Source organism: Streptosporangium sp. NPDC023963 (genome assembly GCF_040639135.1).
Lineage (GTDB): Bacteria > Actinomycetota > Actinomycetes > Streptosporangiales > Streptosporangiaceae > Streptosporangium.
In genome coordinates, this window is sequence record NZ_JBEZZK010000003.1 from 662966 (window position 1) to 689281 (window position 26316).

At 70.9% G+C, this 26316-nt stretch carries 19 protein-coding genes and 1 tRNA gene; 8 read left to right on the forward strand and 12 right to left on the reverse strand.

Annotated features, from left to right (window positions below; all coding sequences use genetic code 11):
- Positions 1-7: 7 nt before the first annotated feature.
- Positions 8-1234 carry an endonuclease/exonuclease/phosphatase family protein gene (locus AB0F88_RS14160; protein WP_362682265.1) on the reverse strand — a complete coding sequence of 409 codons (1227 nt, stop codon included), beginning with the start codon at positions 1232-1234 and terminating at the stop codon, positions 8-10.
- Positions 1235-1682: 448 nt separating this feature from the next.
- Between AB0F88_RS14160 and AB0F88_RS14165 the strand changes: the two genes are divergently transcribed.
- Positions 1683-2705: a glycosyltransferase family 2 protein gene (locus AB0F88_RS14165; RefSeq protein ID WP_362682268.1), complete on the forward strand. Its 1023-nt coding sequence runs from the start codon at positions 1683-1685 to the stop codon at positions 2703-2705.
- 95 nt (positions 2706-2800) lie between these two features.
- Here the strand turns inward: AB0F88_RS14165 and AB0F88_RS14170 are convergent, their stop codons facing one another.
- The 5 genes from AB0F88_RS14170 to AB0F88_RS14190 all read right to left on the reverse strand — a co-directional run bounded on the left by AB0F88_RS14170 (position 2801) and on the right by AB0F88_RS14190 (position 9029).
- A complete protein-coding gene (locus AB0F88_RS14170; protein ID WP_362682271.1) occupies positions 2801-4057 on the reverse strand; it encodes a DUF4192 domain-containing protein in 1257 nt (418 codons plus the stop codon).
- Positions 4058-4166: 109 nt separating this feature from the next.
- On the reverse strand, positions 4167-4967 hold the full coding sequence (locus tag AB0F88_RS14175) for an EI24 domain-containing protein (RefSeq protein WP_362682274.1): 801 nt from the start codon (positions 4965-4967) through the stop codon (positions 4167-4169).
- Between the two features lie 108 nt (positions 4968-5075).
- A complete protein-coding gene (locus AB0F88_RS14180; RefSeq protein WP_362682277.1) occupies positions 5076-5669 on the reverse strand; it encodes a nucleoside triphosphate pyrophosphatase in 594 nt (197 codons plus the stop codon).
- Between the two features lie 179 nt (positions 5670-5848).
- Positions 5849-7858, reverse strand: a complete 2010-nt coding sequence (gene ftsH, locus AB0F88_RS14185; RefSeq protein WP_362682280.1) for an ATP-dependent zinc metalloprotease FtsH — start codon at positions 7856-7858, stop codon at positions 5849-5851.
- Positions 7859-8096: 238 nt separating this feature from the next.
- Entirely contained in the window at positions 8097-9029 is a 933-nt protein-coding gene (locus AB0F88_RS14190) for a hypothetical protein (RefSeq protein ID WP_362682283.1), read from the reverse strand.
- A 243-nt stretch (positions 9030-9272) separates the two neighbouring features.
- Between AB0F88_RS14190 and AB0F88_RS14195 the strand changes: the two genes are divergently transcribed.
- Entirely contained in the window at positions 9273-10283 is a 1011-nt protein-coding gene (locus AB0F88_RS14195) for a DUF3616 domain-containing protein (RefSeq protein WP_362682286.1), read from the forward strand.
- Positions 10284-10383: 100 nt separating this feature from the next.
- On the opposite strand, the gene AB0F88_RS14200 is transcribed toward AB0F88_RS14195, so the two are convergent.
- The gene (locus AB0F88_RS14200; RefSeq protein WP_362682289.1) at positions 10384-11115 is read right to left on the reverse strand and encodes a peptidyl-tRNA hydrolase; all 732 of its coding nucleotides are present in this window, start codon (positions 11113-11115) and stop codon (positions 10384-10386) included.
- The gene (locus AB0F88_RS14205; RefSeq protein ID WP_362682292.1) at positions 11112-12449 is read right to left on the reverse strand and encodes an MFS transporter; all 1338 of its coding nucleotides are present in this window, start codon (positions 12447-12449) and stop codon (positions 11112-11114) included. The genes AB0F88_RS14200 and AB0F88_RS14205 overlap by 4 nt, the downstream gene beginning before the upstream one ends.
- A 308-nt stretch (positions 12450-12757) precedes the next feature.
- Between AB0F88_RS14205 and AB0F88_RS14210 the strand changes: the two genes are divergently transcribed.
- The 3 genes from AB0F88_RS14210 (at position 12758) to AB0F88_RS14220 (ending at position 19187) form a co-directional block, all read left to right on the forward strand.
- Positions 12758-14494, forward strand: coding sequence for an ABC transporter family substrate-binding protein (locus AB0F88_RS14210; RefSeq protein WP_362682295.1), 1737 nt, complete (start codon positions 12758-12760; stop codon positions 14492-14494).
- A 91-nt stretch (positions 14495-14585) separates the two neighbouring features.
- Entirely contained in the window at positions 14586-14978 is a 393-nt protein-coding gene (locus tag AB0F88_RS14215; RefSeq protein WP_362682298.1) for a DUF3224 domain-containing protein, read from the forward strand.
- A gap of 567 nt (positions 14979-15545) precedes the next feature.
- A complete protein-coding gene (locus AB0F88_RS14220; protein WP_362682301.1) occupies positions 15546-19187 on the forward strand; it encodes a CARDB domain-containing protein in 3642 nt (1213 codons plus the stop codon).
- Positions 19188-19460: 273 nt separating this feature from the next.
- Here the strand turns inward: AB0F88_RS14220 and AB0F88_RS14225 are convergent.
- The 3 genes from AB0F88_RS14225 to AB0F88_RS14235 all read right to left on the reverse strand — a co-directional run bounded on the left by AB0F88_RS14225 (position 19461) and on the right by AB0F88_RS14235 (position 21689).
- Positions 19461-19533: transfer RNA gene (locus tag AB0F88_RS14225), tRNA-Ala, on the reverse strand.
- 218 nt (positions 19534-19751) lie between these two features.
- Positions 19752-21299 carry a von Willebrand factor type A domain-containing protein gene (locus tag AB0F88_RS14230; RefSeq protein ID WP_362682304.1) on the reverse strand — a complete coding sequence of 516 codons (1548 nt, stop codon included), beginning with the start codon at positions 21297-21299 and terminating at the stop codon, positions 19752-19754.
- Between the two features lie 99 nt (positions 21300-21398).
- A complete protein-coding gene (locus AB0F88_RS14235; RefSeq protein WP_362682307.1) occupies positions 21399-21689 on the reverse strand; it encodes a maleylpyruvate isomerase N-terminal domain-containing protein in 291 nt (96 codons plus the stop codon).
- A 65-nt stretch (positions 21690-21754) separates the two neighbouring features.
- On the opposite strand from AB0F88_RS14235, the gene AB0F88_RS14240 reads away from it, so the two are divergent.
- A complete protein-coding gene (locus AB0F88_RS14240) occupies positions 21755-23527 on the forward strand; it encodes an asparagine synthase-related protein (protein WP_362682310.1) in 1773 nt (590 codons plus the stop codon).
- Positions 23524-24309, forward strand: coding sequence for an AraC family transcriptional regulator (locus AB0F88_RS14245; RefSeq protein ID WP_362682313.1), 786 nt, complete (start codon positions 23524-23526; stop codon positions 24307-24309). The genes AB0F88_RS14240 and AB0F88_RS14245 overlap by 4 nt, the downstream gene beginning before the upstream one ends.
- A 2-nt stretch (positions 24310-24311) precedes the next feature.
- Here AB0F88_RS14245 and AB0F88_RS14250 read toward each other — a convergent pair whose 3' ends face one another.
- Positions 24312-24791, reverse strand: coding sequence for a rhodanese-like domain-containing protein (locus tag AB0F88_RS14250; protein WP_362682316.1), 480 nt, complete (start codon positions 24789-24791; stop codon positions 24312-24314).
- Between the two features lie 197 nt (positions 24792-24988).
- On the opposite strand from AB0F88_RS14250, the gene AB0F88_RS14255 reads away from it, so the two are divergent.
- Positions 24989-26047, forward strand: a complete 1059-nt coding sequence (locus AB0F88_RS14255) for a helix-turn-helix domain-containing protein (protein ID WP_362682319.1) — start codon at positions 24989-24991, stop codon at positions 26045-26047.
- Positions 26048-26316 lie beyond the last annotated feature (269 nt).

The window sequence follows — 26316 nt, forward strand, 5'->3', positions numbered from 1 at the left end:
CCACGGCTCAGTGGCCGACCGATAGAACCGTTTGCTGAGGACGGTGGTCGGACAGTCCGGCGGCCCCGGGCATCTCGTAGCGGTGCACGACGACGTCCGGCGTGGTGCGCACCCAGTCGATCCGCCAGAGCTCGAGGTTTCCGGCGAGGTAGGTGACCGGATAGAGGGACGGCAGCGCCCGGGTGTGGTCGACCAGCTTCTCCGGCAGCAGCCGGAGCATCCCCATCGCCGGGGTGGTGTTGAGGTCACCGGCGAGCACCACCGAGTTGTCGTTCGCCTCGACGTCCGCGCGAAGCGCCCGGTAGCTCGCCTCGCGCCTGCTGTGGGCGTACTGGTTGGAGTCGCGGGCCTCGCCGTCGTACAGCCGCCATTCGAGCGGGGGCTGGTTGATCTGCGTGTTGTAGAAGGAGACGACCTTGCCGTTCACCCGGATGTCGGTGCGCAGCGTCTCGACCGTGTAGGAGTCCGGCCAGTCCCGCATCACCTCCGGGATCGCCTTCTGGTCCTCGGGCAGCCACGGGGTCATGTCGAGCCCGCGCTGCGCGACGATGGGAAGCCGGGAGAGCGTGATCAGCTCCCCGGACGTCGCGACCTCGTATCCCGGGAACTCGCGTCGCAGCTCTGCCGTCTTGTCGATGCGGAGCGCCATGTCGGCGGTCCACTTCGTCGACATCATGTCCCCCGCCGAGGTGTCGACGTAGAGGTACTCCGTGAGCAGGTAGACGTCCGCGTCCATCTCGCGCAGGTAGTCGTAGAAGTCGGGCGAGTAGCTGTTCCCGTCGGAGGTGCGCCAGTCCTGGTCCCAGAACTCGGTGTTCCACATGGCCACCTTGACGGCCCCGGGCGGCGCGGGCGGCGGGGTGTGCCAGAGGGTCGCCACGTTGATCCCGCTGTGTCCCGCGCCGAGCGCCAGGGTGAGCACCAGCACCGGGATGACCCGCCGGCGGACCGGGCGCGCCAGCGGCGCCACCACCAGCACCAGCAACGGCACCGCCACGAACATGAACGGCGGCATCAGGTCGAGCGGGGCCCACAGCGAGGTGCGGCCGCTCACCAGCAGGTGCGCGACCACGAACAGCAGCCACCCTGTGGTGGCCGTCACCACCAGCCGGGTGCCCAGGCACCACCGCCGCCGTGGCCGGACGAACCGGCCGATGCGGGCCCGCCGGCTGAGCGGCTTCTCGGGAGGGACATCCGTCGGCTGATCCTCGGTCATGATGTCCCGGTCGCCCATCAGCACACCACCTCGGCACGTAGGTCAGGCCGGCGAGAGCCATTGACGATCCGCGGTCACTTCCGGCACCTCAACGTACTGACCGGTTCTTGTCGCTTCCTTGTCGTCCGCGCCCCGGACCGCGCGAACCTCGGCTTCGAACCACGCAGACCTTGGCTTCGAACCGCGCAAACCTCGGCCCCGGACCACGCAGGCCTCGGTCTCGGACCGCGCAAACCTCGGCCCCGGACCGCACAAGCCGCACGGAAAGGGAACCGTACGACATGACGGACCGCACGACAAGAATGAGACAAGCCGTCGAGGCTAGCGTGGGCGGGAAGCAAGGCGGTCGGAGGTCGGGCGACGAGCCACGACCGGTTGACCGAAGACCCACCGGGGCTGCCCGCCCTGATCATCGGCCGACACCCGGCGGTTCGGAAAGAGCGGCCTTCAGCCAATGGAGCGACCTGTGAATCGAGAACGCCCGCTAGTCTCGGTCATCATCCCCAGCTTCAACCGATCCCACGTGTTACGCCTGTGCCTGCGCGCGCTGGAGAAGCAGACCTACTCCCCCATCGAGGTCATCGTGGTGGACGACTGCGGCACCGAGGACGCGGCGGAGGTGGCGAGGTCGATGGGCGTCACCGTGCTGCGCACCGAGGTCAACAGCGGGGCGTCGACCGCGCGCAACCTCGGCGCGGAGCACTCCCACGGCGAGATCCTGCTCTTCCAGGACGGCGACATCGCCCTCGACCCGGACGCCGTGGAGAACGCGGTGAACATCCTCCAGGCCGAGCCCAGGCTGGGCGCCCTGGGAGGCATCCTGCACCCCGAGCCGCTGGCGGCCAACACCCTCCCCGCGCAGTATCGCGCGCTGCAGATGTATCACTGGTGGATGCCGACCGACCGTCCGACCCTCGAACTGCACGCGGCCGTGCTCGCCGTAACGGCCAAGGTGTTCAAGGAGATCGGCCCCTTCAACCCGCATCTGAGCGACACGGTGTCCGCGGACTACCGCTCCCGGCTGATGCGGAAGGGTTACGAGGTGCGCATCACCGACGCCGTCCGCGGCCGGGCCGACCACGACTCCACGATGGGGATGATCGTGAACAAGGTGTTCCGGCGCGCGCGGGTGAGCGCGCGGGAGTGGAAGAAGGGCGAGACGCCGGGCGACTCCGTGCCGCGCGCGTTCGGCGGTGTCCTGCTGGTCGTCGCCGTGCCGGCGGCTCTGCTGCCGCTGCTGACCGGCCGCGTCGGCGCCCTCGTGTCGCCGCTGCTCGTCGCCGCCGCCATCGTCCTCGACGGCAGTACCTACCGGCGGGTGTTCGCCCGCCGGGGCGTCCCCTTCGGCCTCTACTTCAGCGCCGTCCACCTCCTGGTCACCCTCGTGGGAGCGACCGGGGCGGGGGTCGGTGTCCTGCAGCGCCTCCTGCAGGGCGGCCCGCCGAAGGTCGTCTGGGTCCCCCAGACCGGTGAGCTGAAGAACCGGTGAGCTGAGACCGGCGTGCCCCGTCGCTCCGGTCCGAGGGGACCCGGACCGGCGCGACAGCGTGGTGACCCCGACCGGCCGGAACCGGGGGAGCTCGGTCATCCGGTGGCGCGGGGGCACGAGGACCCGGCGGCCGCCTCGCGGCCGGGGCCGCCGGGCTCTTCCAGCAGCGCGGCCATCGGGAGCAGCCAGGACATCCGGGGACTGCCCATCTCCTGGTCGAGCTCCTCGGGGCTGGGCATCCTGTCGTCGAGCACGTGGGGCGGGACCAGGTGGTGGATCGCGTGCGCGAGCAGGTTGGCCATCGAGTATCCGGGGTCGGCCTCGTGCGCCCGGGTGAGGGCGACGCCCGCCAGCGCGGAGTCTCCCCGCCGCCAGGCGACCAGGCCGAGTAACGAGGCCACCGGAGGCACGAACCTCGGCTCCAGCCTCCGGGTGAGGTCGTGCCAGAGCTTGAGATGCGCGTCGTGGCTCTCGTCGGTGACCAGCGCCCACGCCTCGTCACGGATCCTGATCACCGCCAGGTCGAGCCCCAGCCTGGCCGCCTGGTCCTCGTCGAGCCGCCCTCCCGAGGCGTAGGTGACGATCGCCTCGCGAACCCTGGCCATGCCGTCCGCGACGAACTCCGCCGCGAACCCGTCGGGGTCGTGGCATCCGGCGAGCCTGCCGCGCATCTCCTCCGTGAGACGGCCCGTCGCCTCGCGGACGGCCTCCCGCGCGGGCCCGGTGACCGGGTCGAGCGAGCGCTCCAGGGTCTGCCTGTCCGGCAGGGCGACCAGCCCGTGCAGGACCGCCTCCGCCGCGACCGCACCGGCCCGCCGCTCGTACGGCATGCCGTCGGCCGAGCAGCAGTCGGTCCGCGAGCATTCGTACGACCAGTAGCGGCCGTCTTCCACCCGGAGCGCGTCGACGACGGTGAGCTCGCTCCGGCGGAACAGCGCCACGGCCTCGTCGACGGCCGGGGTCACCAGCGGGCCGGCACCGTAACCGACCACGACGACCTGGGTGACGCCCTCTTTCCCGAGGAGCGGGACGATCCGGCCGAGACCGCCGGGCCCCAGCGGCAGGTCCCACCGGACGGTGAGATGCAGCCTGCCCCTGGACGGGCTGCCCGTGAGGCCGATGACGACCAGGCTGTCGGCGGGGTGGAACCCCAGCAGGTAGGGAACGGCGCCCAGGACGTCTTCCGTGGAACCGAGCAGGAGCCGGGGCCGCGCGGCGGGCGGGGAGGACGGAGAGGAGGGAGACGGCGCTTCGGGCGCGACCGGGGACCGGGCCGATGGAGACGACGCTTCAGGTGAAACCGGGGACCCGGCAGGCGAGGGCTCGGGCGAGGCAGGGGTGTTTGGTGTCATGTCCCGAAGCCTCGCCGGAACCGGCCCGCCTCCTTTGCACCGAGCGCCTTTCTGTGGAAAGCCCTCCTTGGCCGTCCACAGGTGAACGGCCAAGGGGAGCGGGAACTCCTCAGACACCCCTGTCGACGCGCGGGCTCCCGTCCGTCCTTCCCGCCGGGAGGACGGGCGGCGCCAGGCGGGTGCGGACCATGATGGCCGCGCCCGCCACGGCGGCGGGCATCGCGATCACCGCGACGAACGGGATGAGGAAGAGCAGGAAGAGCAGGACCCCGAAGCCGAGCGCGGGGGCCTTGTTCCCCCTGAGCAGGCCGAAACGTCGCTTGCGCGCCAGTCCCCTGCGCTCGAGGGCCAGCGTGGTCAGCTCGATCGTGAGGAAGAAGCCCGAGACCAGGGCGCCCAGGACCGGCACCACCGTCTGCCCGATCACCGGCACGAAACCGAGGAAGAACAGCGGGATCGTGAACAGCAACAGCCACCCGAGGGTGACGAGACTGTCCCTGATGGATCGGGGGATCGACTTCCACAGCGGGAGGTCGTAGCCGGTCGGCACCTCCCCGTAGGTCTCCTCCACCTTCTCGGAGAGCTTCTCGTAGAAGGGGTCGCCCAGGATGAGGGTGATCGCCGTGAAGGTCACCACCGACAGGATCAGCGCCGCGCCGAAGAGCGCCAGCCCGACCACCGCCCGCAGCGCGGTCCGCGTCGCCTCGCTCCATCCGTCGGCGAACGGCGTGCCCCACGCGGCGATGTCCAGCGCGTTCGTGCCGAGGAAGTAGAGGCCGGTCGCGTAGAGGGCGAACGCGATCAGAGCCGGGATCAACCCGAACAGCCACCAGCGCGGGTATCGCGCGACCCAGCGCAGCCCTTGGAAGAAGAACCCGATGCCGTCCAGAAAGGAGCGGAAATGACCCATGGCGGAAGATTATCGGGATCGGGCGTCACCCGGGAGGGCGCGCCCGACGGCACCGGGAGACCTCGGAGGAAAGCCTCCGGAAGCCGGCGGGCACGCAGGCGGCGGGCGTCAGGGACGCTGCCAGAGGCCGGGGACGGAGAAGCCGAGGGCGCCGAAGAGGCGGCGGAGCAGGGGCAGGGAGATGCCCAGGACGTTGCCGTGGTCGCCGTCGATGCCGTCGACGAACCAGCCCCCGCGGCCGTCCAGCGTGAAGGCCCCGGCGACGTGGAGGGGCTCACCGGTGGCGACGTAGGCGGCGATCTCGTCGTCTCCGGGGGTGCCGAAGCGCACGACCGTCGCGCCCACCTCCGCCACCTCGCGCCCGTCCGCGGCGTCGATGACGCAGTGACCGGTGAGCAGGCGGCCCTCGCGCCCGCGCATGTCGCGCCAGCGGGCGACGGCCTCCTCGGGTGAGGACGGCTTGCCGTGGGCCCGGCCGTCGAGTTCGAGCATCGAGTCGCAGCCGATGACCAGCCCCTCGGTCAGATCATCGGCGACCACGGTCGCCTTCGCGCGGGCCAGCGCGAGGCAGAGCTCGCTCGGGCTGTCGGCGGTGACGGCGTCCTCGTCCACACCGCTGACGATCACCTTGGGATCGAGTCCGGCGCTGCGGAGCAGGGCGAGGCGGGCGGGAGAGGCGGAGGCGAGGACGATCTGGGTCACGGCGACCGAGCCTAGCGCGACTCCGATCCACGACAGGCACACGGCCCACGACAGAGCAACCGATCCACGACAGAGCACCCGATCCACGACAGAGCACCCGATCCACGACGGAGCACCCAATCCACGGCAGAGCACCCCGTCCACGACGGAGCACCCGATCCGCGACAGGTGCCCAGAGGTCAGCCGTGCGGCGGGGGCGGGAGCCGCGGAGGCGGTTCCGGGGAGGGAGGCTCGGCGGCGGTGTTCACCGGGAGCCCGGCTGCGGCGTAGGCCTCGGCCTCGGCCAGGGTCTCGTTCTCCAGCAGGGCCGCGGCGATGCCGTCCAGGCGGCTCCGGTTCTCCGTCAGGACGGCCAGGGCGACCTCGTAGCACTCGTCCACGATGCGCCGTACCTCCTGGTCCACCGCGGCGAGGGTGTCCGGGGCGGCGGCGGGCCGGCCGTCGGAGGCGGCGGGCAGGACGGTGAGCGGGCCGATCCTGGCGGACATGCCCCAGCGGCCGACCATGCCGCGGGCGATCACGGTGACCTGTTCCAGGTCGTTCTCCGAGCCGGTGGTGACCACGCCGTAGACGACCTGCTCGGCCGCCATGCCGCCGAGGGCCCCGACGATCCGGTCGCGCAGGTACTTCTCGTCGTAGGCGTACCGGTCGGTGTCGGGCGTGGAGAGCGTGACGCCGAGCGCCCGCCCGCGCGGGATGATCGAGACCTTCCGCACCGGGTCGGCGCCCGGCTGGAGCATGCCGAGCAGCGCGTGGCCCGCCTCGTGGTACGCGGTGCGCCTCCGCTCGTCCTGCGGGATCACGACGGCGCGGGCCGCGCCGAGCAGGATCTTCTCCAGCGCGTCGGCGAAGTCGGCGGCGTCGACCCTGTCGTTGCCCCGCTTGGCGGCGAGCAGCGCCGCCTCGTTGACCAGGTTGGCCAGGTCCGCGCCCGTCATGCCGGGAGTGGTCCTGGCGAGCCGCTCCAGGTCCACGTCGCCGGCGAGCGGCACGCCCCGGCTGTGGACGCGCAGGATCGCCAGCCGCCCCTCGGCGTCCGGCGCGGAGACCACGACGGTACGGTCGAAGCGGCCGGGACGCAGCAGCGCCGGGTCGAGGACCTCCGCCCGGTTGGAGGCGGCGATCACGATGACCCCCTCGGAGCCGGTGAAGCCGTCCATCTCGGTGAGGATCTGGTTCAGGGTCTGCTCGCGCTCGTCGTGGCCGCCGATGGTGCTGCCGCCCCGCACCCTGCCGATCGCGTCGATCTCGTCGATGAAGATGATCGACGGCGCGACCTTGCGGGCCTCGTCGAACAGCTCGCGCACCCGCGAGGCCCCGACCCCCACGATCATCTCGATGAACTCCGAGGCGCTCGCCGAGAAGAAGGGCACGTCGGCCTCCCCCGCCACGGCGCGGGCGAGGAGGGTCTTGCCGGTGCCGGGCGGCCCGGAGAGCAGCACGCCCTTGGGCAGTTTCGCCCCCAGCCGCCGGTACTTGTCGGGGTCCTTGAGATAGTCGACCACCTCGGCGACCTCGTTCTCGACCTCGTCGATGCCCGCGACGTCGTCGAAGTCGACCCGGACCTTGGCCGGTTCCACCGGTTTGGCCGCCCTGGACCTGCCGAGGCCGCCGAGACCTCCGAGGCCGCCCATCCCGCCGCCCATCGCGCCGGACGCCGCGCGCCGGACGAGCCAGATCCACAGGCCGCCCAGCAGCAGGACCGGGACCAGGGACAGCAGGAGGTTCGACAGGAGGTTCCCGCCGACGGGCTCGGCCCTGATGTTCACCTTCGTCGCGAGGAGCCGCTGGTAGAGCCCGGCCCGGTCGGCGAAGACCGGCAGCTCCGTGGAGAACTTGTGGTAGGTGACGTTGTCGCTGTCGGGGTCGCGGGCCGCCTTCCTGAGGGTGCCCTGGATCGCGGTGCCCGTGGCGTAGACCTCCTTGACGTTCCCCGCCTGAACCTGCTGGGTGAACTGGGTGTAGGAGATCGGCTCGGTGGGTTCCTCGAAGAACGAGGAGACGATGAAGAAGCCCGCGTAGACGATGACCATGGTCATCAGGAAGCGCACCCAGTTGAACCTCGGGCGCTGCGGGGTGGGCGCCCCGTCGCCGGGCAGGCCCTCGGACCGCCAGGGCTTGGTCTCGTTCCCCTTGTCGGGCGTGTCGGGGCCGGCACCCTTGCGTTCCTGAGACGCCGGTCGGTTCACGACTTCCCCCTCGACGGCTCGGGGGAGTCGGCCTGGCCGGGCGTCCCGGAGGCGCGCCCGGGACGCCCGGCTCAGTCCGGGCCCTCGAACCGGGGCCGCCTTCCGCAGGAGAGCCGAACCCCGCGCCCGGCGAGCGGGCGGGAGGTCGTCACGCGTGCGGCGGCGAAGCGGCCGGCCGTGAAAATCCCCCGAGTTTCACCAGGTCACACGGACAAGGCGATTCCTGCCCAGGTGAGGCTCACTTCAATCTGAGGGAGGAGACCGCGGTGTTGATGGCCCGCCAGTACTTGCTCTGGGCGTCGGGGATCGTCGCGAAGAGCATCGCGGGCTTGGCACCGGAGATCTCGGTCACGGCGACGGCGGCCATGGAGGAGCGCGTCTTGCCCTTCAGCTTGTACTTCACCCGGTAGGCGAGCAGCCAGCCGTCCTTGATCGGCTGCGAGGCGGTCCAGGTGATCTTGCCGCCCTTGGGGTGGTGGTTGAGCGTCCACCGGGCGGCCAGCACCGCGGTGTCCTTGGACTCCTTCTGCACCAGGATCGGCACCGGGCAGGTCGCGAGCATCCCCCGGTGGGCGGCGCCCTTCGCCTTCGGCAGCACCTGCTTGGTGGAGAACGGCGACGCGCCGAAGACCTTCCAGGGCTTGCCCAGGCGGACCAGCGACACGCCCGACTTGCCGTCCTGGACGCGTCGCTTGCTCTTGTCCGCCTTGCCGGGCAGGCGGCCGAGCCGCTTGTCACGCGGCAGGTCGGGCACCCGGGGATCGGCGAGGGCCGCGATGACGGCGCTGCGGTCGGGCGCCGGCTCCGAGCCGTCGGGCGGCGAGGAGGGAGCGGCCGTCTCGGCGGGGCTCTCCGAGGGGGACGCCTGCGCCGACTGCGCCGGGGAGGCCTCGGCGGAGGACTGAGCGGACGCCTGCTCCGACGCCGAGGCGGACGGCTCCGTCGCCGGAGTCGCGGGGACGGACGGCTCCGCCGAGCCTGGACCGGACGAGGGTGGCGCGGCAGATGGCGCGGCGATCTGCCCCGTCTTTCCCTCGCCCGGTTGATCTGGGGAGCCCGAGGAGACGAAGCCGACCACCGCCGCGACCGCGGCCAGGATCACCGCGAGGCCGACGGCCAGGATGCGGTAGATGACGCGCATCGGCAGGTCGCCGATACGGGACCGCTTCACGGGGGAATCCGGTAGCTTCGGGGGGCTCTCAGCCACGATTCTCGGCATCTCCGATGTGGCCGCCTCCGCGGTCACGTATGTCGGCGCGGGACCCGTCTCCCGGGTCCCCTGAGTCCCACCCAACCCATCGAGCACGATCGGGAGCGTACGACAAATCCTGTTTTCCCGTGCGGGATCCCCATCACACTTCGGGAACGAGTACCTTCCCCTTCCTCGCGCGAAACACCCTGCGATGATTCCAGGATGTTCGTGGAACACCAGGTGGAGCTCAGGTTCGACGTCTCCTCACGCGAGGCGAGGACGCACACCAACCTGTCGGCCGTGCGCACCGACGCCCTCGGGCTCTGGCTGGCCGGTGACGAGACCGCCACCGTCGAGCATCTGGCGTTCCGCGCCGGGCGCTTCGACGACCAGCGCACCTTCCACCTCGCCGATTTCGTGGACCTGCCGGCCGGGCGCGACGAGGAGGCCGACATCGAGGGCCTGGGCCGGGCGGACGGCTGGCTCTGGGCGATCGGGTCGCACAGCCTCAAGCGCAGGCGGGTCAAGAAGGGGCATCCGCCGAACAAGGCCCGCCGCCGTCTCGGCAGCGTGGTGCGCGAGGAGAACCGCTACATCCTCGTACGGCTGCCGCTCGTCGGCGCCACCCCGGCCCGCGAGGACGGCTCCCGCAGGGCGGAGATCCTGGCGGGTCCCGGCCGGAACCTGGCCGACCTGCTGGCGGACGATCCGCACCTCGCCCCCTTCGTGGCGATTCCCAGCAAGGACAACGGGCTGGACATCGAGGGCATCGCCGTGCTCGACGACCGCCTGTTCGTCGGCCTGCGCGGCCCGGTGCTGCGCGGTTGGGCCGCGATGCTGGAGATCCGGCCGGAGAGCGATCCCCGGCGTCCCGGCAGTCTGAGGCTCGCCCCCATCGACGGCAGGCCATACCGGACGCACTTTTTGAACCTCGGCGGGCTCGGTGTCCGCGACATGTGCCCGCACCGGGGCGGGTTGCTGATCCTCGCGGGGCCGACCATGAGCCTGGACGGCCCGGTCCGGGTGCTGCGCTGGGACCCGGAGGACGAGCCGTCGGTACGGCACGAGCTGGAACTCGTCGGCGACCTGCCGCACGGGAACGGGAACGACCACCCGGAGGGGATCACCGTGCTCGACGGCGAGCGCCTCCTGGTGGTCCACGACAGCCCGTCGGCGGCGCGGCTCACCCCCGAGGGCGGCGTGCTCGCCGACATCGTCAGGATGCCCCGCTGACCGCTCGTCCCCCGGACCGGGTCACCGGCCGTTCCCCCGTGGACGCCTGCGCCCCCATGCCGGTCACCCGCCGATCACCGGCTCACGCGTCGCCCGCCGATCACCGGCCGTCCCCGCGCAGCCACGGAGCGTCCGCGACGACCGTGCGGGAGCCCGGCTCGATCTCGGTGAACCCGGCGTCCCTGACCACCGGCAGGCCAGAGGCGACCAGCCCGGCCCACGCGGCGGGATCGGCGGTCCGCACCGAGGCAGCCAGGCCCTTGTCCCGCCATGCCCTCCTGGTGTCGTCCCCGCTCGCCTGCCAGGCGAGCTGGGCGGCGTGCCCGGCCTGGGCCATGGCCTTGCCCGCCGACATCGTCAGCCCGGGGTTGAGCCACAGCACCACGTCCCCCGGCGGTCCCGGCTCGGAGGGGTCGGCGAGCTCGGTCCCGGACACCTGGAGCCTGGAGAGGTCCCTGGGCCAGCCGTCCAGCGGGACCGGCGGGTGGACGCGGACCTCGGCGGTGCCCGAGGTGACGGTGACACCGGGCAGGTCGAGCACCCTGCGCCACTCCGCCCCGCGCGCCCGCCGGACGACCTTCCTGAACCGGCTGCCGTCCCAGGCCCGTACGGCCTCGGCCCACTCGCCGCCGTCGAGGGCGCGCGGGTCGTCGAGCAGCGCCAGCACGGCCAGGGCCGCCGCCTCCAGGGCGTCGGTCCGCGCGGGCGGCGCGGAGCGCTCGATCCGCACCACGAGCGGGAGGACCTTCCTGTCCCTGTCCCCGCCCTCGCCGCCCTCGCCGCCCTCGCCGTCCCCGCCGCCCGTCGCCGCCGCCCCGCCTCGTTCTCTCACGCCTTCAAGGATGCCTGCTCCTCGGTGGTGACCTCGCCGGTGCCGGACGTCACCGTGACGGGGTTCCCGGTGACGGGCTTCCTGGTGATGACGATCGACATGACGGCGGCGGCGAGGCAGAGGAGACCCGCGGCGTACCAGGCGAGGTCGTAGGCGCCGAAGTGGTCGCGGGTGACTCCCGCGGCGACCGCGGCGATCGCGGCGCCGACCTGGTGGGAGGCGAAGACCCAGCCGAACACCACGGCCCCGTCGGGACCGTAGATCTGGCGGCACAGGGCGACGGTCGGCGGGACCGTGGCCACCCAGTCGAGGCCGTAGAAGATGATGAAGACGAGCATGCTGGGCTCGGCGGTCGCCCCGAACAGGCTCGGCAGCGCCATCAGCGACAGGCCGCGCAGGCCGTAGTAGGCGCCGAGGAGGACGCGCGAGTCGACCCGGTCGCTCAGCCAGCCGGACGCGACGGTGCCGACCACGTCGAAGATCCCGACCAGGGCGAGCAGCCCCGCGGCGACCGGCTCGGCCATGCCGTGGTCGTGGGCCGCGGGGATGAAGTGGGTGCCCACCAGGCCGTTGGTGCTCATCCCGCAGATCGCGAACCCCCCGGCGAGCAGCCAGAAGGGACGCGTACGCGCCGCGCTCCGCAACACGCCGAGGGCGCGTGAGGCGGCACCGCCGGCCCGCGCTGGCCGGACCGCCGGGGGCGCGGCGGGGTCGGCGCCGAGGGCGGTGGTGCCCACGTCCTCGGGCCGGTCGCGCAGCAGGAACCAGACCAGGGGGACCACGACGAGGGCGGCGACGGCGACCGTGACGGCGGCCGACCGCCAGCCCCTGTCCGCCGCCAGGTGCGCGAGGACGGGCAGGAAGACGAGCTGCCCGGTGGCGCCGCCCGCCGTGAGCACGCCGGTGACGAGTCCGCGGTGGCGGACGAACCAGCGTTCGGTGAGGGTGGCGGCGAAGACCAGGGCCATCGAGCCGGTGCCGAGACCGACCAGCACGCCCCAGCACAGGATGAGCTGCCAGGGGGCGTTCATCAGGATGGTGAGCCCGCTGCCCGCGGCGACCAGCAGCAGGGCGTACGTCACGACCCTGCGCATGCCGAAGCGGTCCATGAGGGCGGCGGCGAAGGGTGCGGTCAGCCCGTACAGCATGAGGTTGACCGAGACGGCCAGTGAGATCGTGCCCCGGGACCAGCCGAACTCCTCCTGGAGCGGTGTGATCAGCACGCCGGGCGTCGCCCGGAACCCGGCCGCGCCGAGGATGGCCACGAACGCGACTCCCGCCACGATCCAGGCGCGGTGCAGCGTGCGTTCGGGCGCCCGAGGGGTCGTTGTCATGCGCTCCATAATCGAGGGACGGCACACGGGCCCACGAGTGGCCCGAGCGCCAATAACCGCAAGAATCAGGCCACGGCCCTTCTCGCGGGACATGCCCGTGATCCGAACCCGTGAGACGGCTATCTCACATATTGGGTAAATTCGCTCAAAGGTGGTGTTTTTCCTATTCTCCTCATTTGAGGGTCTCGCGTTCGGCATGGTCATGGGGAGACGCGATGCCGGTCCGGGTTCCGCCCGGCCACACGAAGTGACGATGCTCGACCGGTACGGGGACAGACCGGGGACCGGGCGATCGAAGGAGTGGTGCCGTGTTCCACGCACGAAGGCCGGGAAGGTTCCTGGCACTGCTCGCGAGTGGCGCGCTCCTGCTGAGCGCCTGCGCGGACACCGGCCCGGCGGACGACCCCGCGGCCTCCGGCTCGGAGTCGGCCCTGCCGAGCGAGACCATCACCTACGCGTACGAGCAGGAGTTCCACTCCTACAACAACAACACCACCGCCGAGAACGCCACGCGCAACGCCGCTCCCCTGCAGCGGGTGCTGACGGGCTTCTGGTTCTACGGCGACAAGGGCGCGATCACCCCCGACAAGGACTTCGGGACGTACGAGAAGGTCTCCGACGACCCGCTGAGCGTCGAGTACACCATCAACGACAAGGCGGTCTGGTCGGACGGCGTCCCGATCGACTGCGACGACGTCATGCTGTGGTGGGCCTTCCGGTCCGGCAAGGTCGGGGGCTTCGCCTCCGCCGACACCACCGGCCTGCGGGACACCAAGGTGCCCGACTGCCGCAAGGGCGAAAAGAAGTTCACCCTGGTCTACGACAAGCCGTTCGCGGACTGGGTGGCCGGGGGTCCTGGCGCCACCGAGATGATGCCCGCCCATGTGATCGCCAAGCAGGACGGCCTGTCCGAGGAGGACTTCATCGCGGCGGTCAGGGAGGGCGACTCCAGGAGGATCGCGAAGGGCATCACGTTCTTCAACGACGGCTGGGTCTCCGAGGGCAGGCTGCCCGACGCCGAGCTGATCCCGTCCTCGGGGCCGTACAAGCTCTCCAAGCTGGACGCCGGGCAGCGGCTGACCCTGGTCGCCAACGACAGGTGGTGGGGCACCCCGGCCGCGACCCCGACGATCGTCGAGCGCTTCATCACCCTCGACGAGCAGGCCCAGGCGCTGCAGAACCGCGAGGTCCAGATCGTCGAGCCGCAGCCGGGACCCGACGTGCTCAGGCAGCTGCAGTCGCTGCGTGGCGTGGAGGTCGACGTCTTCGAGAAGTACACCTACGAGCACCTGGACTTCAACTTCGACTCCAGCCCGTTCAGGGACAGGAGGCTGCGTGAGGCGTTCGCCAGGTGCGTGCCCAGGCAGCTCATCGTCAACACCCTGATCGGGCCCGTCTCCCCCTCCGCCAAGCCCCTGCAGGTCCGTACCGTGGCCCCGTTCCAGGCCAACAGCGCGAGGGTCGTCGCGGCCAGCGGCAGCGCGGACGTGTACGCGCGGCAGGACATCGCGGGCGCCAGGGCGCTGCTGCGGGAGGCGGGCAGGACGGGCCTGGAGGTCAGCATCGGCTACCAGACCCCGAACCCGCGCCGTACCGCGGCGGTGCAGCTCATCATCGACGCCTGCAACAAGGCCGGTTTCAAGGTCGTCGACAAGGGTTCCGAGGACTTCCTCGGCACCGTGATGCCGGCCAACGGCTACGACGTGGCCCTGTTCGCCTGGTCGGGCTCCGCCCTGGTCAGCGGCTGGGCCTCCAACTTCACCTCGCCGGGAAAGTGCGACGCCCAGAACAAGGGCAACAACAACGGCTGCTACTCCAGCAGGCAGGTCGACCGCCTCATCGCGAAGCTGAACTCGACGGTGGACCTGGCGGCCCAGGACCCGATCATCGGCGCGATCGAGAAGCGGCTCTGGAGCGACCTGGCCACCATCCCGCTGTTCCAGCACCCGGGCCTCAGCGCGTGGGACGAGACGCTCCAGAACGTCGTCCCCAACCCCGCGCAGTCGACCATCACCTGGAACATGGACAAGTGGAGGCTGTCCTAGGGAGTCCGGAGCGGGCCCGTATCTGACATCAGATGGCAGGTACGGTCGCCAGGATGGGCGCGAGATCCGGAATTCCACAAGGGAGCCCCACATGCCTCGCGCCACAGGAACCTTCACCATCGACAGCTGGGACCCACAGCCCTACGACGAGGCCGAGGGAGCCACGCTCTCCCGCGTCCACATCACCAAGACCTTCGACGGCGACCTGGTGGGCACCAGCACCACCGACATCATCACCGCGATCTCCCAGGTCGAGACGTCGGCGGCCTACGCCGGCTTCGAGCGCTTCACCGGCATCGCGCACGGCCGCAAGGGCACCTTCGTGCTCCACCACACGGCCACGGGCCACGCGGGCGAGTCGGCGCTGAGCTGGACGATCCTCCCCGACTCCGGCACCGGCGAGTTGTCGGGCATCCGGGGCGGCGGCCAGATCGTCAACGACGACGGCGCCCACTCCTTCCACCTCGACTACGAACTGGGCTGAGAACGACCGCCCCCGCGCGCGCCGGCGTACGGCAGCAGGCGACGCGCGGGGATGCCCCCTCCGCCTCCGCCGAGGCCGGCGATCCGGCCGTCCGGCGCGCGAGACCGGTGCCCGCATCCCGGTGACCCACGCCCGGCGCCCACGGACCGGCGCCGTGACCCCGCGCCCGTGACCCCGCGCCCGTGACCCGGCGCCCACATGTCCGCGCTCACAGGCCGATGCCGGCGCCCGGCGTCCACAGCCCAGCGCTCACAGACCGATACCCGCGCCCGGCGGCCACGGCCACAGCCACGGCCCGGCATTCACCGCCGTTCTGACCCCTTGTCACATCTCGCGTCGAGCCGGTTGAGAAAGCTGCTTCCCAGCCGTTGACGCGCCCGTAGCACGTATGTAACATTTGGCCAACGTCATGCAAGAATATTGCAATCTATTGTTCAGTTTCTTGCTATTCCTCGCAACTCTCCAGGGATGCACTGCGTCGTGCACCTGCCCCCCATTACGTGTGCGGTGAAGGCGCAGCCTTCACGCCTCGGCCCCGCCGTGCCTGACGAGAGAAGAAGAGCGCGAATGAGAATGCTGTACAGACCGTTACGGCTGGTGGCGACCATGGTCGCCGCCGCCGGCCTGCTCATGGTGGGGTCGGTCGTCCCGGCCTCCGCCGCGGCCGGCCCCAATCTGTCGCCGGGCAAGGCGACCCTGGCGAGCAGCTCCACGGGCGGCCAGGCGGTGTCCGCCATCAACGACGGAAACCAGTCCACCTACTGGGAAAGCGCCAACAACAGCTTCCCGCAGTGGGCGCGGATCGACCTCGGCGCCGCCACGAGCGTCGACCAGATCGTCCTGAAGCTGCCCCCGCCGGCCGTCTGGGAGACCCGCACCCAGACGCTCTCGGTCCAGGGCGGCGCCGACGGCAACACCTTCAGCACGGTCGTGGGCTCGGCGACCTACACGTTCAACCCGGCGACCGGCAACACGGTCACGATCGACTTCGGCGCCGCGACCCACCGCTACTGGCGTGTCAACATCACCGCCAACACCGGCTGGCCCGCCGCGCAGATCTCCGAGTTCGAGATCTACGGTGCCGCCGCCGGCGGTGACAACCAGAACCCGTCGGCCCCCGGCAACCTCGCCTTCACCCAGCCGGCCACCGGTCAGATCAGGCTGGCCTGGAACGCCTCCACGGACAACGTGGGCGTCACCGGGTACGACATCTACGCCAACAACCAGCTGCGGGGCAGTGTCGGCAACGTGCTGACCTACACCGACAACCAGCCGGCGTCGGCGACCGTGACGTACTTCGTACGGGCCAAGGACGCGGCGGGCAACCAGTCGGCCAACAGCAACTCCGTGACCCGCAACGGCACCGGCGACCCCGGCACGAACCTGGCGATCGGCAAGGAGATGGTCGCGTCAGGCCACGTGCACTCGTTCGTCGCCGCCAACGCGAACGACAACAACCTGGCCACCTACTGGGAGGCCAACTCCGGCGCGTTCCCGAACACGCTGACCGCCAGGCTCGGCGCCAACGCCGGCGTCAGCTCTGTCGTGGTGAAGCTCAACCCCGACTCCGCGTGGGGCACCCGTACGCAGAACATCCAGGTCCTGGGCCGTGAGCAGAACGCCACGGGATACACCAACCTGGTGTCGGCGCAGAACTACACGTTCAACCCGGCCTCCGGCAACTCGGTGACGATCACCTTCAGCGCCACCGTCGCCGACGTCCAACTGAGGTTCACCGGTAACAGCGGCGCGCCCGGCGGCCAGGTCGCCGAGTTCCAGGTCATCGGCGTCCCCGCGCCGAACCCCGACCTCACGGTCACGAACCTCTCCTGGACCCCGGCGTCCCCGAGCGAGGCCGGCGCGATCACGCTGTCGGCCACGGTCAGGAACGCGGGCAACGCCGCCTCTCCGGCGGACAGCGTCAACCTCAACCTCGACGGCACCCTCGCCGGCACCGTCGCCGTCCCCGCTCTGGCCGCCGGCGCCACCGCCACAGTGACCCACAACATCGGCACTCGCGGCGAGGGCAGCTACACGGTCAGCGCCAGGGTCGACGCGGACAACACGGTCTTCGAGCAGAACGAGGGCAACAACACCCTCACCGCCTCGTCGCCGCTGGTGGTCTCGCAGGCTCCCGGTCCCGACCTGCAGGTCCTCGGCGTCACCTCCAGCCCGCAGAACCCGGCCGTCGGCGCGCCGGTCACGTTCACCGTCGCGGTGCGGAACCGGGGAACCGCCGCGTCGGGCACGACCACGGTCACCCGCGTGGCGGTGGGCGGCACCACGCTCAACGGCAACACCGCGTCGATCGCCGCGGGCGCGACGGCCAACGTGGCCGTCAGCGGGAGCTGGACCGCCACCAGCGGCGGCGCCACCATCACCGCCACCGCGGACGCGACCAACACCGTCACCGAGACGAACGAGAACAACAACACGTTCTCGCAGTCGATCGTGGTCGGGCGCGGCGCGGCCGTCCCGTACGTCGAGTACGAGGCCGAGGCCGCCAACTACCAGGGCACCCTGCTGGAGACCGACCCGCTGCGCACCTTCGGGCACACCAACTTCGCCACCGAGTCCTCGGGCCGCAAGTCGGTGCGGCTGAACAGCACGGGCCAGTTCGTCGAGTTCACCTCGACCAACCCCTCCAACTCGATCGTGGTCCGCAACTCCATCCCCGACGCGGCGGGCGGCGGCGGCATCGAGGCCACCATCAGCCTCTACATCAACGGCGCCTTCTCCAGGAAGCTGACCCTCTCCTCGCGCCACAGCTGGCTGTACGGGAACACCGACGGCCCCGAGGCGCTGTCGAACACCCCCCAGGCCGACGCCCGGAGGTTGTTCGACGAGTCGCACGCGCTGCTCTCACAGAGCTACCCGGCCGGCACCAAGTTCAAGCTGCAGCGCGACGCGGGCGACACGGCCTCGTTCTACGTCATCGACCTGATCGACCTGGAGCAGGTGGCGCCGGCGGCGAGCCAGCCGGCCGGCTGCACCTCGATCACGAACTACGGCGCGGTGCCCAACGACGGTCTCGACGACACGGCCGCCATCCAGCGGGCGGTGACGGACGACCAGAACGGCGTCATCAGCTGCGTGTGGATCCCGGCGGGCCAGTGGCGCCAGGAGCAGAAGATCCTCACCGACGACCCGCTGAACCGGGGTCAGTGGAACCAGGTGGGCATCAGCAACGTCACGATCCGCGGCGCGGGCATGTGGCACTCCCAGCTGTACACCCTGACCGAGCCGCAGGACGTGGTGGGCGGCATCAACCACCCGCACGAGGGCAACTTCGGCTTCGACATCGACAGCAACACCCAGATCTCCGACATCGCCATCTTCGGCTCGGGCCGCATCCGCGGCGGAGACGGCAACGACGAGGGCGGAGTGGGCCTGAACGGCCGGTTCGGCGAGAACACCAAGATCACCAACGTGTGGATCGAGCACGCCAACGTGGGTGCCTGGGTCGGCCGTGACTACGACAACATCCCGGCCCTGTGGGGCCCCGGCGACAACCTGCTGTTCAGCGGCATGCGCATCCGCAACACCTACGCCGACGGCATCAACTTCACCAACGGCACGCGGAACTCGCGGGTGTTCAACTCCTCGTTCCGCAACACCGGCGACGACGCCCTGGCGATCTGGGCCAACCAGGCGGTGAAGGACCGGGTCGTCGACAACACGCACGACAACCACTTCGTCAACAACACCATCCAGCTGCCCTGGCGGGCGAACGGCATCGCGATCTACGGCGGTTACGACAACTCCGCCGAGAACAACCTGATCTACGACACCATGAACTACCCGGGCATCATGCTGGCGACCGACCACAGCCCCCTGCCCTTCTCGGGGACCACGCTGCTCGCCAACAACGGGCTGTACCGCACGGGTGGCGCCTTCTGGAACGAGGATCAGGAGTTCGGCGCGATCACGTTGTTCCCGCAGGGCAGCGACATCACCGGTGTCACCGTCCGCGACACCGACATCTCCGACTCGACCTACGACGGCATCCAGTTCAAGACGGGCGGCGGCAACATGCCGAACGTCGCGATCACCAACGTGAAGATCGACAAGTCCAACAACGGGGCCGGGATCCTGGCCATGAGCGGCGCCCGCGGCAACGCGGTCCTGTCGAACGTGACCATCACCAACTCGGCCGACGGCGACATCGTGAGGCAGCCGGGGACGAGCTTCGTGATCACCGGCCAGTGATCCTTCCGGTGAACGCTCCGCTGCCCCCTCATCCGGGGGCCGGCGCCTGAAAAACGACCGGCCATGTGGCGTGCTCCCCGGGGAACACCTGGGGAGCACGCTCATGGCCGGTCTCGTCGACCCCGATGGATCCCGGTCGATCACGCCGATCACGCCGATCACGCCGATCACGCCGATCACGCCGGCGAGCGTGCCGATCCCCCGGGTGAACGACGAAGGGGCCCGCCGGGAGCAGGCTTCAAGCCTGCGAACAGCGGACCCCAGTCACCGAAGTGGAGCTATGGGGATTCGAACCCCAGACCTCCTCCATGCCATGGAGGCGCGCTACCAGCTGCGCCATAGCCCCTCGGGTGTAACCATGTCCCCGGGCCCGGCCCGGCGACCACGCCAGTGTATAGGAAATCACCCCGCACCCTGTAACCGTGGGCGCCCTCGCCCCCGCCCCCGCTCACGGTCCGGTCGCCGTCGGGGGACCGGCGGCACGGACCTCCCACGGGGCCGGCTCACGGGGAGCCAGCCCACCCGATCACGATTCGCGCGTACGGGCGACGCGGGTGCGGGCGCCTACCGGAGCGACGCGGCCTTCTCGATCAGTTCGGCGAGCTCGGTCACCGCCGGGTCCTCGGTGGACGCGGCCAGGCGGTCGGCGTGGGCGGCGAGGTCGTCGGGCTCGGCTCCGGCGATCCCCTCCCCGGTGCGGAGATACTCCGCGAAGCCCGCGGCCACCACGTCGACCTGGAACCTCGGCGTGGGCCCCTCCCACGGCGAGGCCGCCAGGTCGCCCGTCTCCAGGGAACGGGCGGCTTCCGCGGGGTCGCGGGTGTCGGGATCCTGCCAGCGCACGGTGGCGGTGGCCAGCTGTCCCGACGCCCCGCCGCGCAGCCGGACCTCGTACAGTGCCGTCACCGAGTGGCCGGGGCCGATCTCGCCGCCGTCCTTGCTGTCGTCGCGGAAGTCCTCGGTCGCGATCTGCCGGTTCTCGTAGCCGATCAGGCGGTAGGACTCCACGGCCGAGGGGTTGAACACGACCTGCGCCTTGGCGTCGCGGGCGCGCAGGTCGATGTTGGTGGCGAGCTGCTCGACGAAGACCTTGCGCGCGTCGTCTACGGAGCTGACGTAGACCGCGGCGCCGTCGCCGTTGTCGGCGAGCTGCTCCATCAGCTCGTCACCGTAGTCGCGGCCGACGCCGACACACAACAGCGTGATCTTCTTGCCCGCGGCGTCCGCGACCCGGTCGAGAATGCCCTGCCAGGTGGTGTCACCGGCGTTGGCCAGGCCGTCGGAGAGCAGGATGACACGGTTGACGGCCACCGGCCTGAAACCCGCCGCGGCCACCGCGTAGCCGCTGGTCAGTCCCGCCTCCAGGTTCGTCGACTCCTGGATGGCGAGGCGCTCGACGGCGGCGTGGAGCTCCTCCTTCTCGGTCGCCGGGGTCATGGAGAGGACGACGTCCGCCTGGTCGCTGAAGGCCACGAGGGAGACGTGGTCGCCGGGCCCGAGCTGGTCGACGAGCTTGTGCAGCGCCTCCCTGACCAGGTCGAGCCTGCCGGGTTCGTCCATCGAGCCGGACACGTCCACCACGAAGGTGAGGTTCGCCGGGCGCCGGGCCTCCGCGCTCGCCCGGCGGGTCTGCAGGCCGACGCGGAGCAGCGCGGTGCCGTTCCCCGGCGTGCGGGCGCCGTCCATGTGCACGGTGAAACCGTCGTCCCCGGGCTCCGCGTAGTCCTGCTTGAAGGAGTTGACGAATTCCTCCGGCCTGACCTGGCCCGCCTCCGGCAGCCTGCCCTCGTCGAGGGTCCGTTTGCTGTAGCCGTACGAGGCGGTGTCCACGTCGAGGGCGAAGGTGGAGATCTGCTCGGCGGAGGTGTCGCGCCGCCGGGTGGCATCGGCCTCGGGCGCCTCGCTTCCGGTGGTGGCCCGGGCTTCGGTCTCGTTCTCGGCGGTGTCCTCTCCGGCGGCGGGCGGACGACCGTCCGGGGGCATGGACGGGATCCCCTTCCCGGATTCGGGCATCGGCTGGCCGGCGGATTCGACGGCGCCCGAACCTCCGCAGGCGGCGGCGAACAACAGGGCGAGCACGGCGAGGACGATGGCGAGCGGACGTGACTTCATGTCGCCTCCTAGGGATGCGGGTCATCCCCTACGACGACTCCCCCCGCCGGTCCGCCGGGAGCTTGACCCAAGCGAGCGCAAACCGTGTTCGGCGCGTGATCAGGATTTCCAGGCCGGATCCCGCCCGCCGAGCCCGGGTGCCCGCTCGAACGGCGAGGCGTCCTCCGCCACGGGCACCTCCTCCCCGAAGACCCCCGTTCGCCGTCCCTGCGGCGGCGGCTGCTCGCGGCGGGCCGGCGCCTCGAACATCGCGGCCGTCCAGGCCAGATGGTCGAGCAGTTCCCGTACGTCGAAACCGTCGCAGGGGGTGGGCAGGTCCAGCTGGTCGTCGCGGACGCCGCGGGCGACGGTCGCCGCGCCGGTGACGGCGCGTGACAGCATCCCGTTCATGACGGTCATGCTGTCGGGCCGGACTCACAGCTGTCTTGAAAAAACGCGGCATAGGATCCTGCACCATGCGCGTGTATCTCGGCCTCGCGGCCAAACACCCGGAGGCCGGTATACCGGAGACGATGCTGCACACCGTCAGGGGCGCCATCGACAGCGCGTTCCCCGTACCGCCCGAGGTCATCAGATCCCGGGAGTGGCACCGTCCCGGCATCGCCATGTTCGCCTGGACCAACGAGCCGGACGACTCGCGGCAGCCTCCCCTGCTGGAGACCGGGCACGACCGGGTGACCGGGGTGAACGGCTACCTGGCCGCGCCCGACGACGTGAACCGGCTGGCGGGCATGCCGACCCTGGACACCGAGGCGGTCGGCGGGTGCTTCTCGGCGTTCCGGGCGACCGAGGACGAGCTGTCGGCCGCCACCGCGATCCACCGGGTCTGCCCGGTCTACTACGCGGAGACCCCCGACGTGCACGTGATCGGCAGCCGGGCGCTGCTGGTCCACCTCGCGGCCGGCGGTGACCGGGTCGAGTGGGACGTGCTCGCGCTGCAGTCGATGATCAGGCAGGGGTACTTCCTGTCGGACGAGACGCCCTACCGCGGGGTGAGCGCGCTGCCGCCGTCCTCGTCGGTGACCGTCAGGGGCGGCCGCCGTACGATCTCCACGACCCCGCTCCCCTCCGCCGTGCCCGCGCCCACGTCGCGCAGGGGGAAGAAGGAACTGGTCGGCGAGCTGGCGAGCGCGCTGCTGGCCACGGTGGAGCCGCTGCGCGCGGCCGGGGAGCCGGTGAACCTGGCCCTCACCGGCGGCAGGGACAGCCGCCTGATCGCCGCGACACTGCACGCGGCCGGCATCCCGCTGCGCGCGACCACCAACGGCCTGGACACCCACCCCGACGTGATCATCGCCGGGCGGGTCGCCCGCGCCCTCCGCGTCGAGCACACCGTCATCCCCCCGGCCCGCGCCGAGAAGAAGGACGCGATCGTCGTCGAGCACCCCCTCGCGCGGGCCTACGAGACGCTGCGCGCCTGCGAGGGCATGACGTCGGCGTACGAGTCGATCGTCGGTTACCTCCCCTACAGCGCCAAGCCCACCATGTCCGGGCAGAGCGGGGAGATCCTGCGGGCCGGGGGCCTGCTGCTGCTCCAGACCGACCTGAGCGAGAAGGCGCTGCGCCGCCGGGTGGACGTGACCTTCCTGCGGGACCCGGCGCTGTTCACCGAGGAGGCGAACGAGCACGCCCGCGAGCTGGCCGGGCCCTGGCGGGAGCGGGCTCCGCTGGAGGCGCTCGACCACATGTACATCTCCTACAAGGTCGGCCGCTGGCACGCGGGCGCGCGGGCCGGCTCGCTGCGCAGGGGCGACCAGGTCTGGCCGTTCCTCGACAACCGGGTGGTCCGCGCCGCGCTGGGTCTCGACCAGACCTGGCGGCTGTCGGAGGAGGTCATCTACGAGCTGCTCGGTGTCCTGGCCCCTTCGCTCAGGGACATCCCGGTCGAGGGCAAGCCGTGGCGGTTCAGCGTCGGAAAGCGCTACTACCCCTGGCAGCGCAGGCCGCAGGTGCTGACCGCGCCGAAGACAGGTGGCGGTGGCTGGAACTGGCGGACCAGCCCCGGCGCGGAGCTGACCGGCCTGATGCGCGACCACGTTCTCGGCCGCCTGGACCTGCTGGCGCCCGTCGTCAGGCCCGACGAGGTGCGCAAGCTGTTCGCCGAGCCCGTCCTGAAGAAGCCCAACCAGGCCTGGCACCTCTACACCGTGGCCACCATGCTGGGTGGCGAGTACCCGGGCAAGGAACCCCAGGGCCTGCCGAGGGTCCACATCCCCATCCCGTCGTGACGGGGGCGCCCGCCGACGACACCCGGGGCATCCTGAACTTCGGGGCGGCCAGGTTCCGCTACGGGCGCCACGCGTGCCACCCGGCGCTGGCCCCCTTCGTCGAGCACCACTGGATCGTCCGCTGGGAGCTGGACGAACCGTACGAGCAGCGGATCGTGTCCCACCCGTCGGTGAACCTGGTCTTCCACGAGCACGGTTCCCGGGTGGCCGGGGTCATCACCGGCGACTACCTGGAGATCCTGACCGGCACCGGGGTCGTGGTCGGCAGCCGCTTCCGGCCGGCCGGTTTCCGTCCCTTCCTCGGCGCCCCGCTCTCCACGATCACCGACCTCTTCACGCCGGCCTCCCAGGTCTTCGGTCCGGACGCCGACACGGTGACCCCGGCCGTACTGGCCGCCTCCGACGAGGAGGCCCTGCGGGCGCTGGAGGGATTCCTGCTCGCGCGGCTGCCCGCCCGCGACCCCGTCGCCGAACGGGCGGCGGACCTCGTCGCGAGCGTGCTCGCCGACCCGGCCATCGTCCGCGTCGGCGACCTGGCCGCCCTGCACGGGCTGAGCGTCAGGCATCTGCAGCGGCTGTTCAGCGACCATGTCGGCGTCTCCCCCAAGTGGGTGATCCGCCGCTACCGCATCCACGAGGCCGCCGAACGTGCCGGGGCCGCCACCGACTGGTCGCGGCTGGCCGCCGACCTCGGCTACAGCGACCAGTCCCATTTCACCCGCGACTTCACCGCCGTGATCGGCATGTCCCCCACCGCGTACGCCCGCCGCCTGGCGGAGTGACGTCAGCAGGCGCAGGCGATGCCGGAGACCGGCGCGGTCAGGGCGTCGACGGGGCGGCGGGACACACCCGCGGCGGTCTCGACGGGGAAGCCCTCCCTGACCCAGTACTCGAAGCCGCCGAGCATCTCCTTGACCGGGTAACCGAGTCCGGCGAACTCCAGCGCGGCCCGGGTGGCGCCGTTGCACCCGGGACCCCAGCAGTAGGTCACCACGGTCACCCCCGCGGGGACGACCGAGCGGGCGCGGGCGGCGATCAGCGCGGTGGGCAGGTGAACGGCTCCCTGGATGTGGCCCTGATCCCAGCTCTCCTGGCTCCGGGAGTCGACGACGACGATGTCGCCGACCCCGGCGGCCAGGTCGGCGGCGACGTCGGACACGTCGGTCTCGAACGCCAGCCTGGCGGCGAAGTGCGCCAGCGCGTCTGCGTTCCCCGCCGCGGGTACCGCGGTGACGGCGGAGGAGAAACGAGCGGTGACAGACATGTGTGACCTTTCGGGTAAGGGGGCGAGGGCCGCGTGGGGCGACGGCGCCGCCATGATGTCGGGCCGAGCGATGGTGCCGGTCGCGACGCCCGGCATGGGCGACAGGGCCGGTCACCATGCCCGGCACGGGCAATGGTGCCGGTCGCGATGCCGGTCCCGACAGTGGCACGAATGCCGCTTATCGTTAATATCTCGCCATGTTCGTCCCGTCGCCGATGCCCCGCGCCACGCCCCGCACCGTCTCCGTGCTCGCCTTCGACGGCATGTCCCCCTTCGAGCTGGGCTGCGTGGTCGAGATCTTCGGCATCGCCCGCCCCGAGTTGGAGGTCCCCTGGTACGAGCTGTACGTCTGCGCCGAGATCCGCACCGACCTGCGGGTCACGGGCGGGTTCACGATGCGGGCGGAGCACGGCCTCGACGTGCTGGCGGCCGCGGACACGGTGATCGTGCCCGGGGTGGCGGACGTCCGCGGCGAGGTGTCCCACGAGGTGGTCACGGCACTGCGGAGGGCTCGCGACCGAGGGTCGCGGATCGTGTCCATCTGCTCGGGAGCGTTCGCGCTGGCCGCCGCGGGACTGCTGGACGGCAGGGAGGCGACGACCCACTGGAGGTACGCCGACCTGCTCCGGCGGAGGTTCCCGCGGGTCAAAGTCGATCCGGACGTGCTCTATGTGGACGGTACGGACGTGCTGACCAGCGCGGGCAGCGCGGCGGGGCTGGACCTGCTGATCCACCTGGTACGCAAGGACTACGGGCCGGGCGTGGCCAACGAGGTCGCGCGAAGACTCGTCATCCCCCCGCACCGGGACGGAGGGCAGGCGCAGTTCATTCAGGCCGCGGTCACCCCGGTGGAGGACGGTGTCGCCATGGCGAGCGCGATGGCCTGGGCGCTGGAACATCTCGCCGAACCCATCACGATCGCCGCCCTCGCCGAGGCCGCGCACATGTCCCGGCGTACCTTCATCAGGCACTTCGGGCGGCAGACCGGAACGAGCCCGCTGCGGTGGGTGATCTCCCAGCGGGTCACGGCCAGTCTGGCGATGCTGGAGTCCACCTCCGTCCCGGTGGAGGAGATCGCGTCCGCGGTGGGCTTCGACAGCGCGGCGACCTTCCGCCACCACTTCACCCGGGCGATGCGCACCTCTCCCTCCGCCTACCGGCGGGCCTTCCGCACCTCGGCGACACCGTCCGGCCAGGTGAACCCGCATGGAGCCGGGCACCGAACCCGGACACTGGATCCGGCCACGGAACTTTAGCGCGAAACAATCCCTTAGCGTAATTTACCCTTTATCTCACCGTGGTTCGCTTATCCGACTAATCAGGACAAGGACACCATTAACACTTTATCAAGAGACCCAAATTCACGGAACGCAAAGAAACGCGCGCCCTCCATCAAGCTTCCATTCTGGATTCGAACCATACTTCTCCTGCCTATCTCCCGGACGCTCCAAGAATGGCCGTACAGCGTTTTCTCTCAATAGGAGGGGAGAGACAACGCACGTGTCTACTTTCATGAAACGGACCC

Coding starts and splice junctions, on each gene's coding strand:
- AB0F88_RS14160 (WP_362682265.1), bottom strand. CDS start 1,234: ATGGGCGACCGGGACATCATGACCGAGGATCAGCCGACGGATGTCCCT.
- AB0F88_RS14170 (WP_362682271.1), bottom strand. CDS start 4,057: ATGACACCAAACACCCCTGCCTCGCCCGAGCCCTCGCCTGCCGGGTCC.
- AB0F88_RS14175 (WP_362682274.1), bottom strand. CDS start 4,967: ATGGGTCATTTCCGCTCCTTTCTGGACGGCATCGGGTTCTTCTTCCAA.
- AB0F88_RS14195 (WP_362682286.1), top strand. CDS start 9,273: ATGTTCGTGGAACACCAGGTGGAGCTCAGGTTCGACGTCTCCTCACGC.
- AB0F88_RS14205 (WP_362682292.1), bottom strand. CDS start 12,449: ATGACAACGACCCCTCGGGCGCCCGAACGCACGCTGCACCGCGCCTGG.
- AB0F88_RS14215 (WP_362682298.1), top strand. CDS start 14,586: ATGCCTCGCGCCACAGGAACCTTCACCATCGACAGCTGGGACCCACAG.
- AB0F88_RS14220 (WP_362682301.1), top strand. CDS start 15,546: ATGAGAATGCTGTACAGACCGTTACGGCTGGTGGCGACCATGGTCGCC.
- AB0F88_RS14230 (WP_362682304.1), bottom strand. CDS start 21,299: ATGAAGTCACGTCCGCTCGCCATCGTCCTCGCCGTGCTCGCCCTGTTG.
- AB0F88_RS14235 (WP_362682307.1), bottom strand. CDS start 21,689: ATGAACGGGATGCTGTCACGCGCCGTCACCGGCGCGGCGACCGTCGCC.
- AB0F88_RS14240 (WP_362682310.1), top strand. CDS start 21,755: ATGCGCGTGTATCTCGGCCTCGCGGCCAAACACCCGGAGGCCGGTATA.
- AB0F88_RS14250 (WP_362682316.1), bottom strand. CDS start 24,791: ATGTCTGTCACCGCTCGTTTCTCCTCCGCCGTCACCGCGGTACCCGCG.
- AB0F88_RS14255 (WP_362682319.1), top strand. CDS start 24,989: ATGTTCGTCCCGTCGCCGATGCCCCGCGCCACGCCCCGCACCGTCTCC.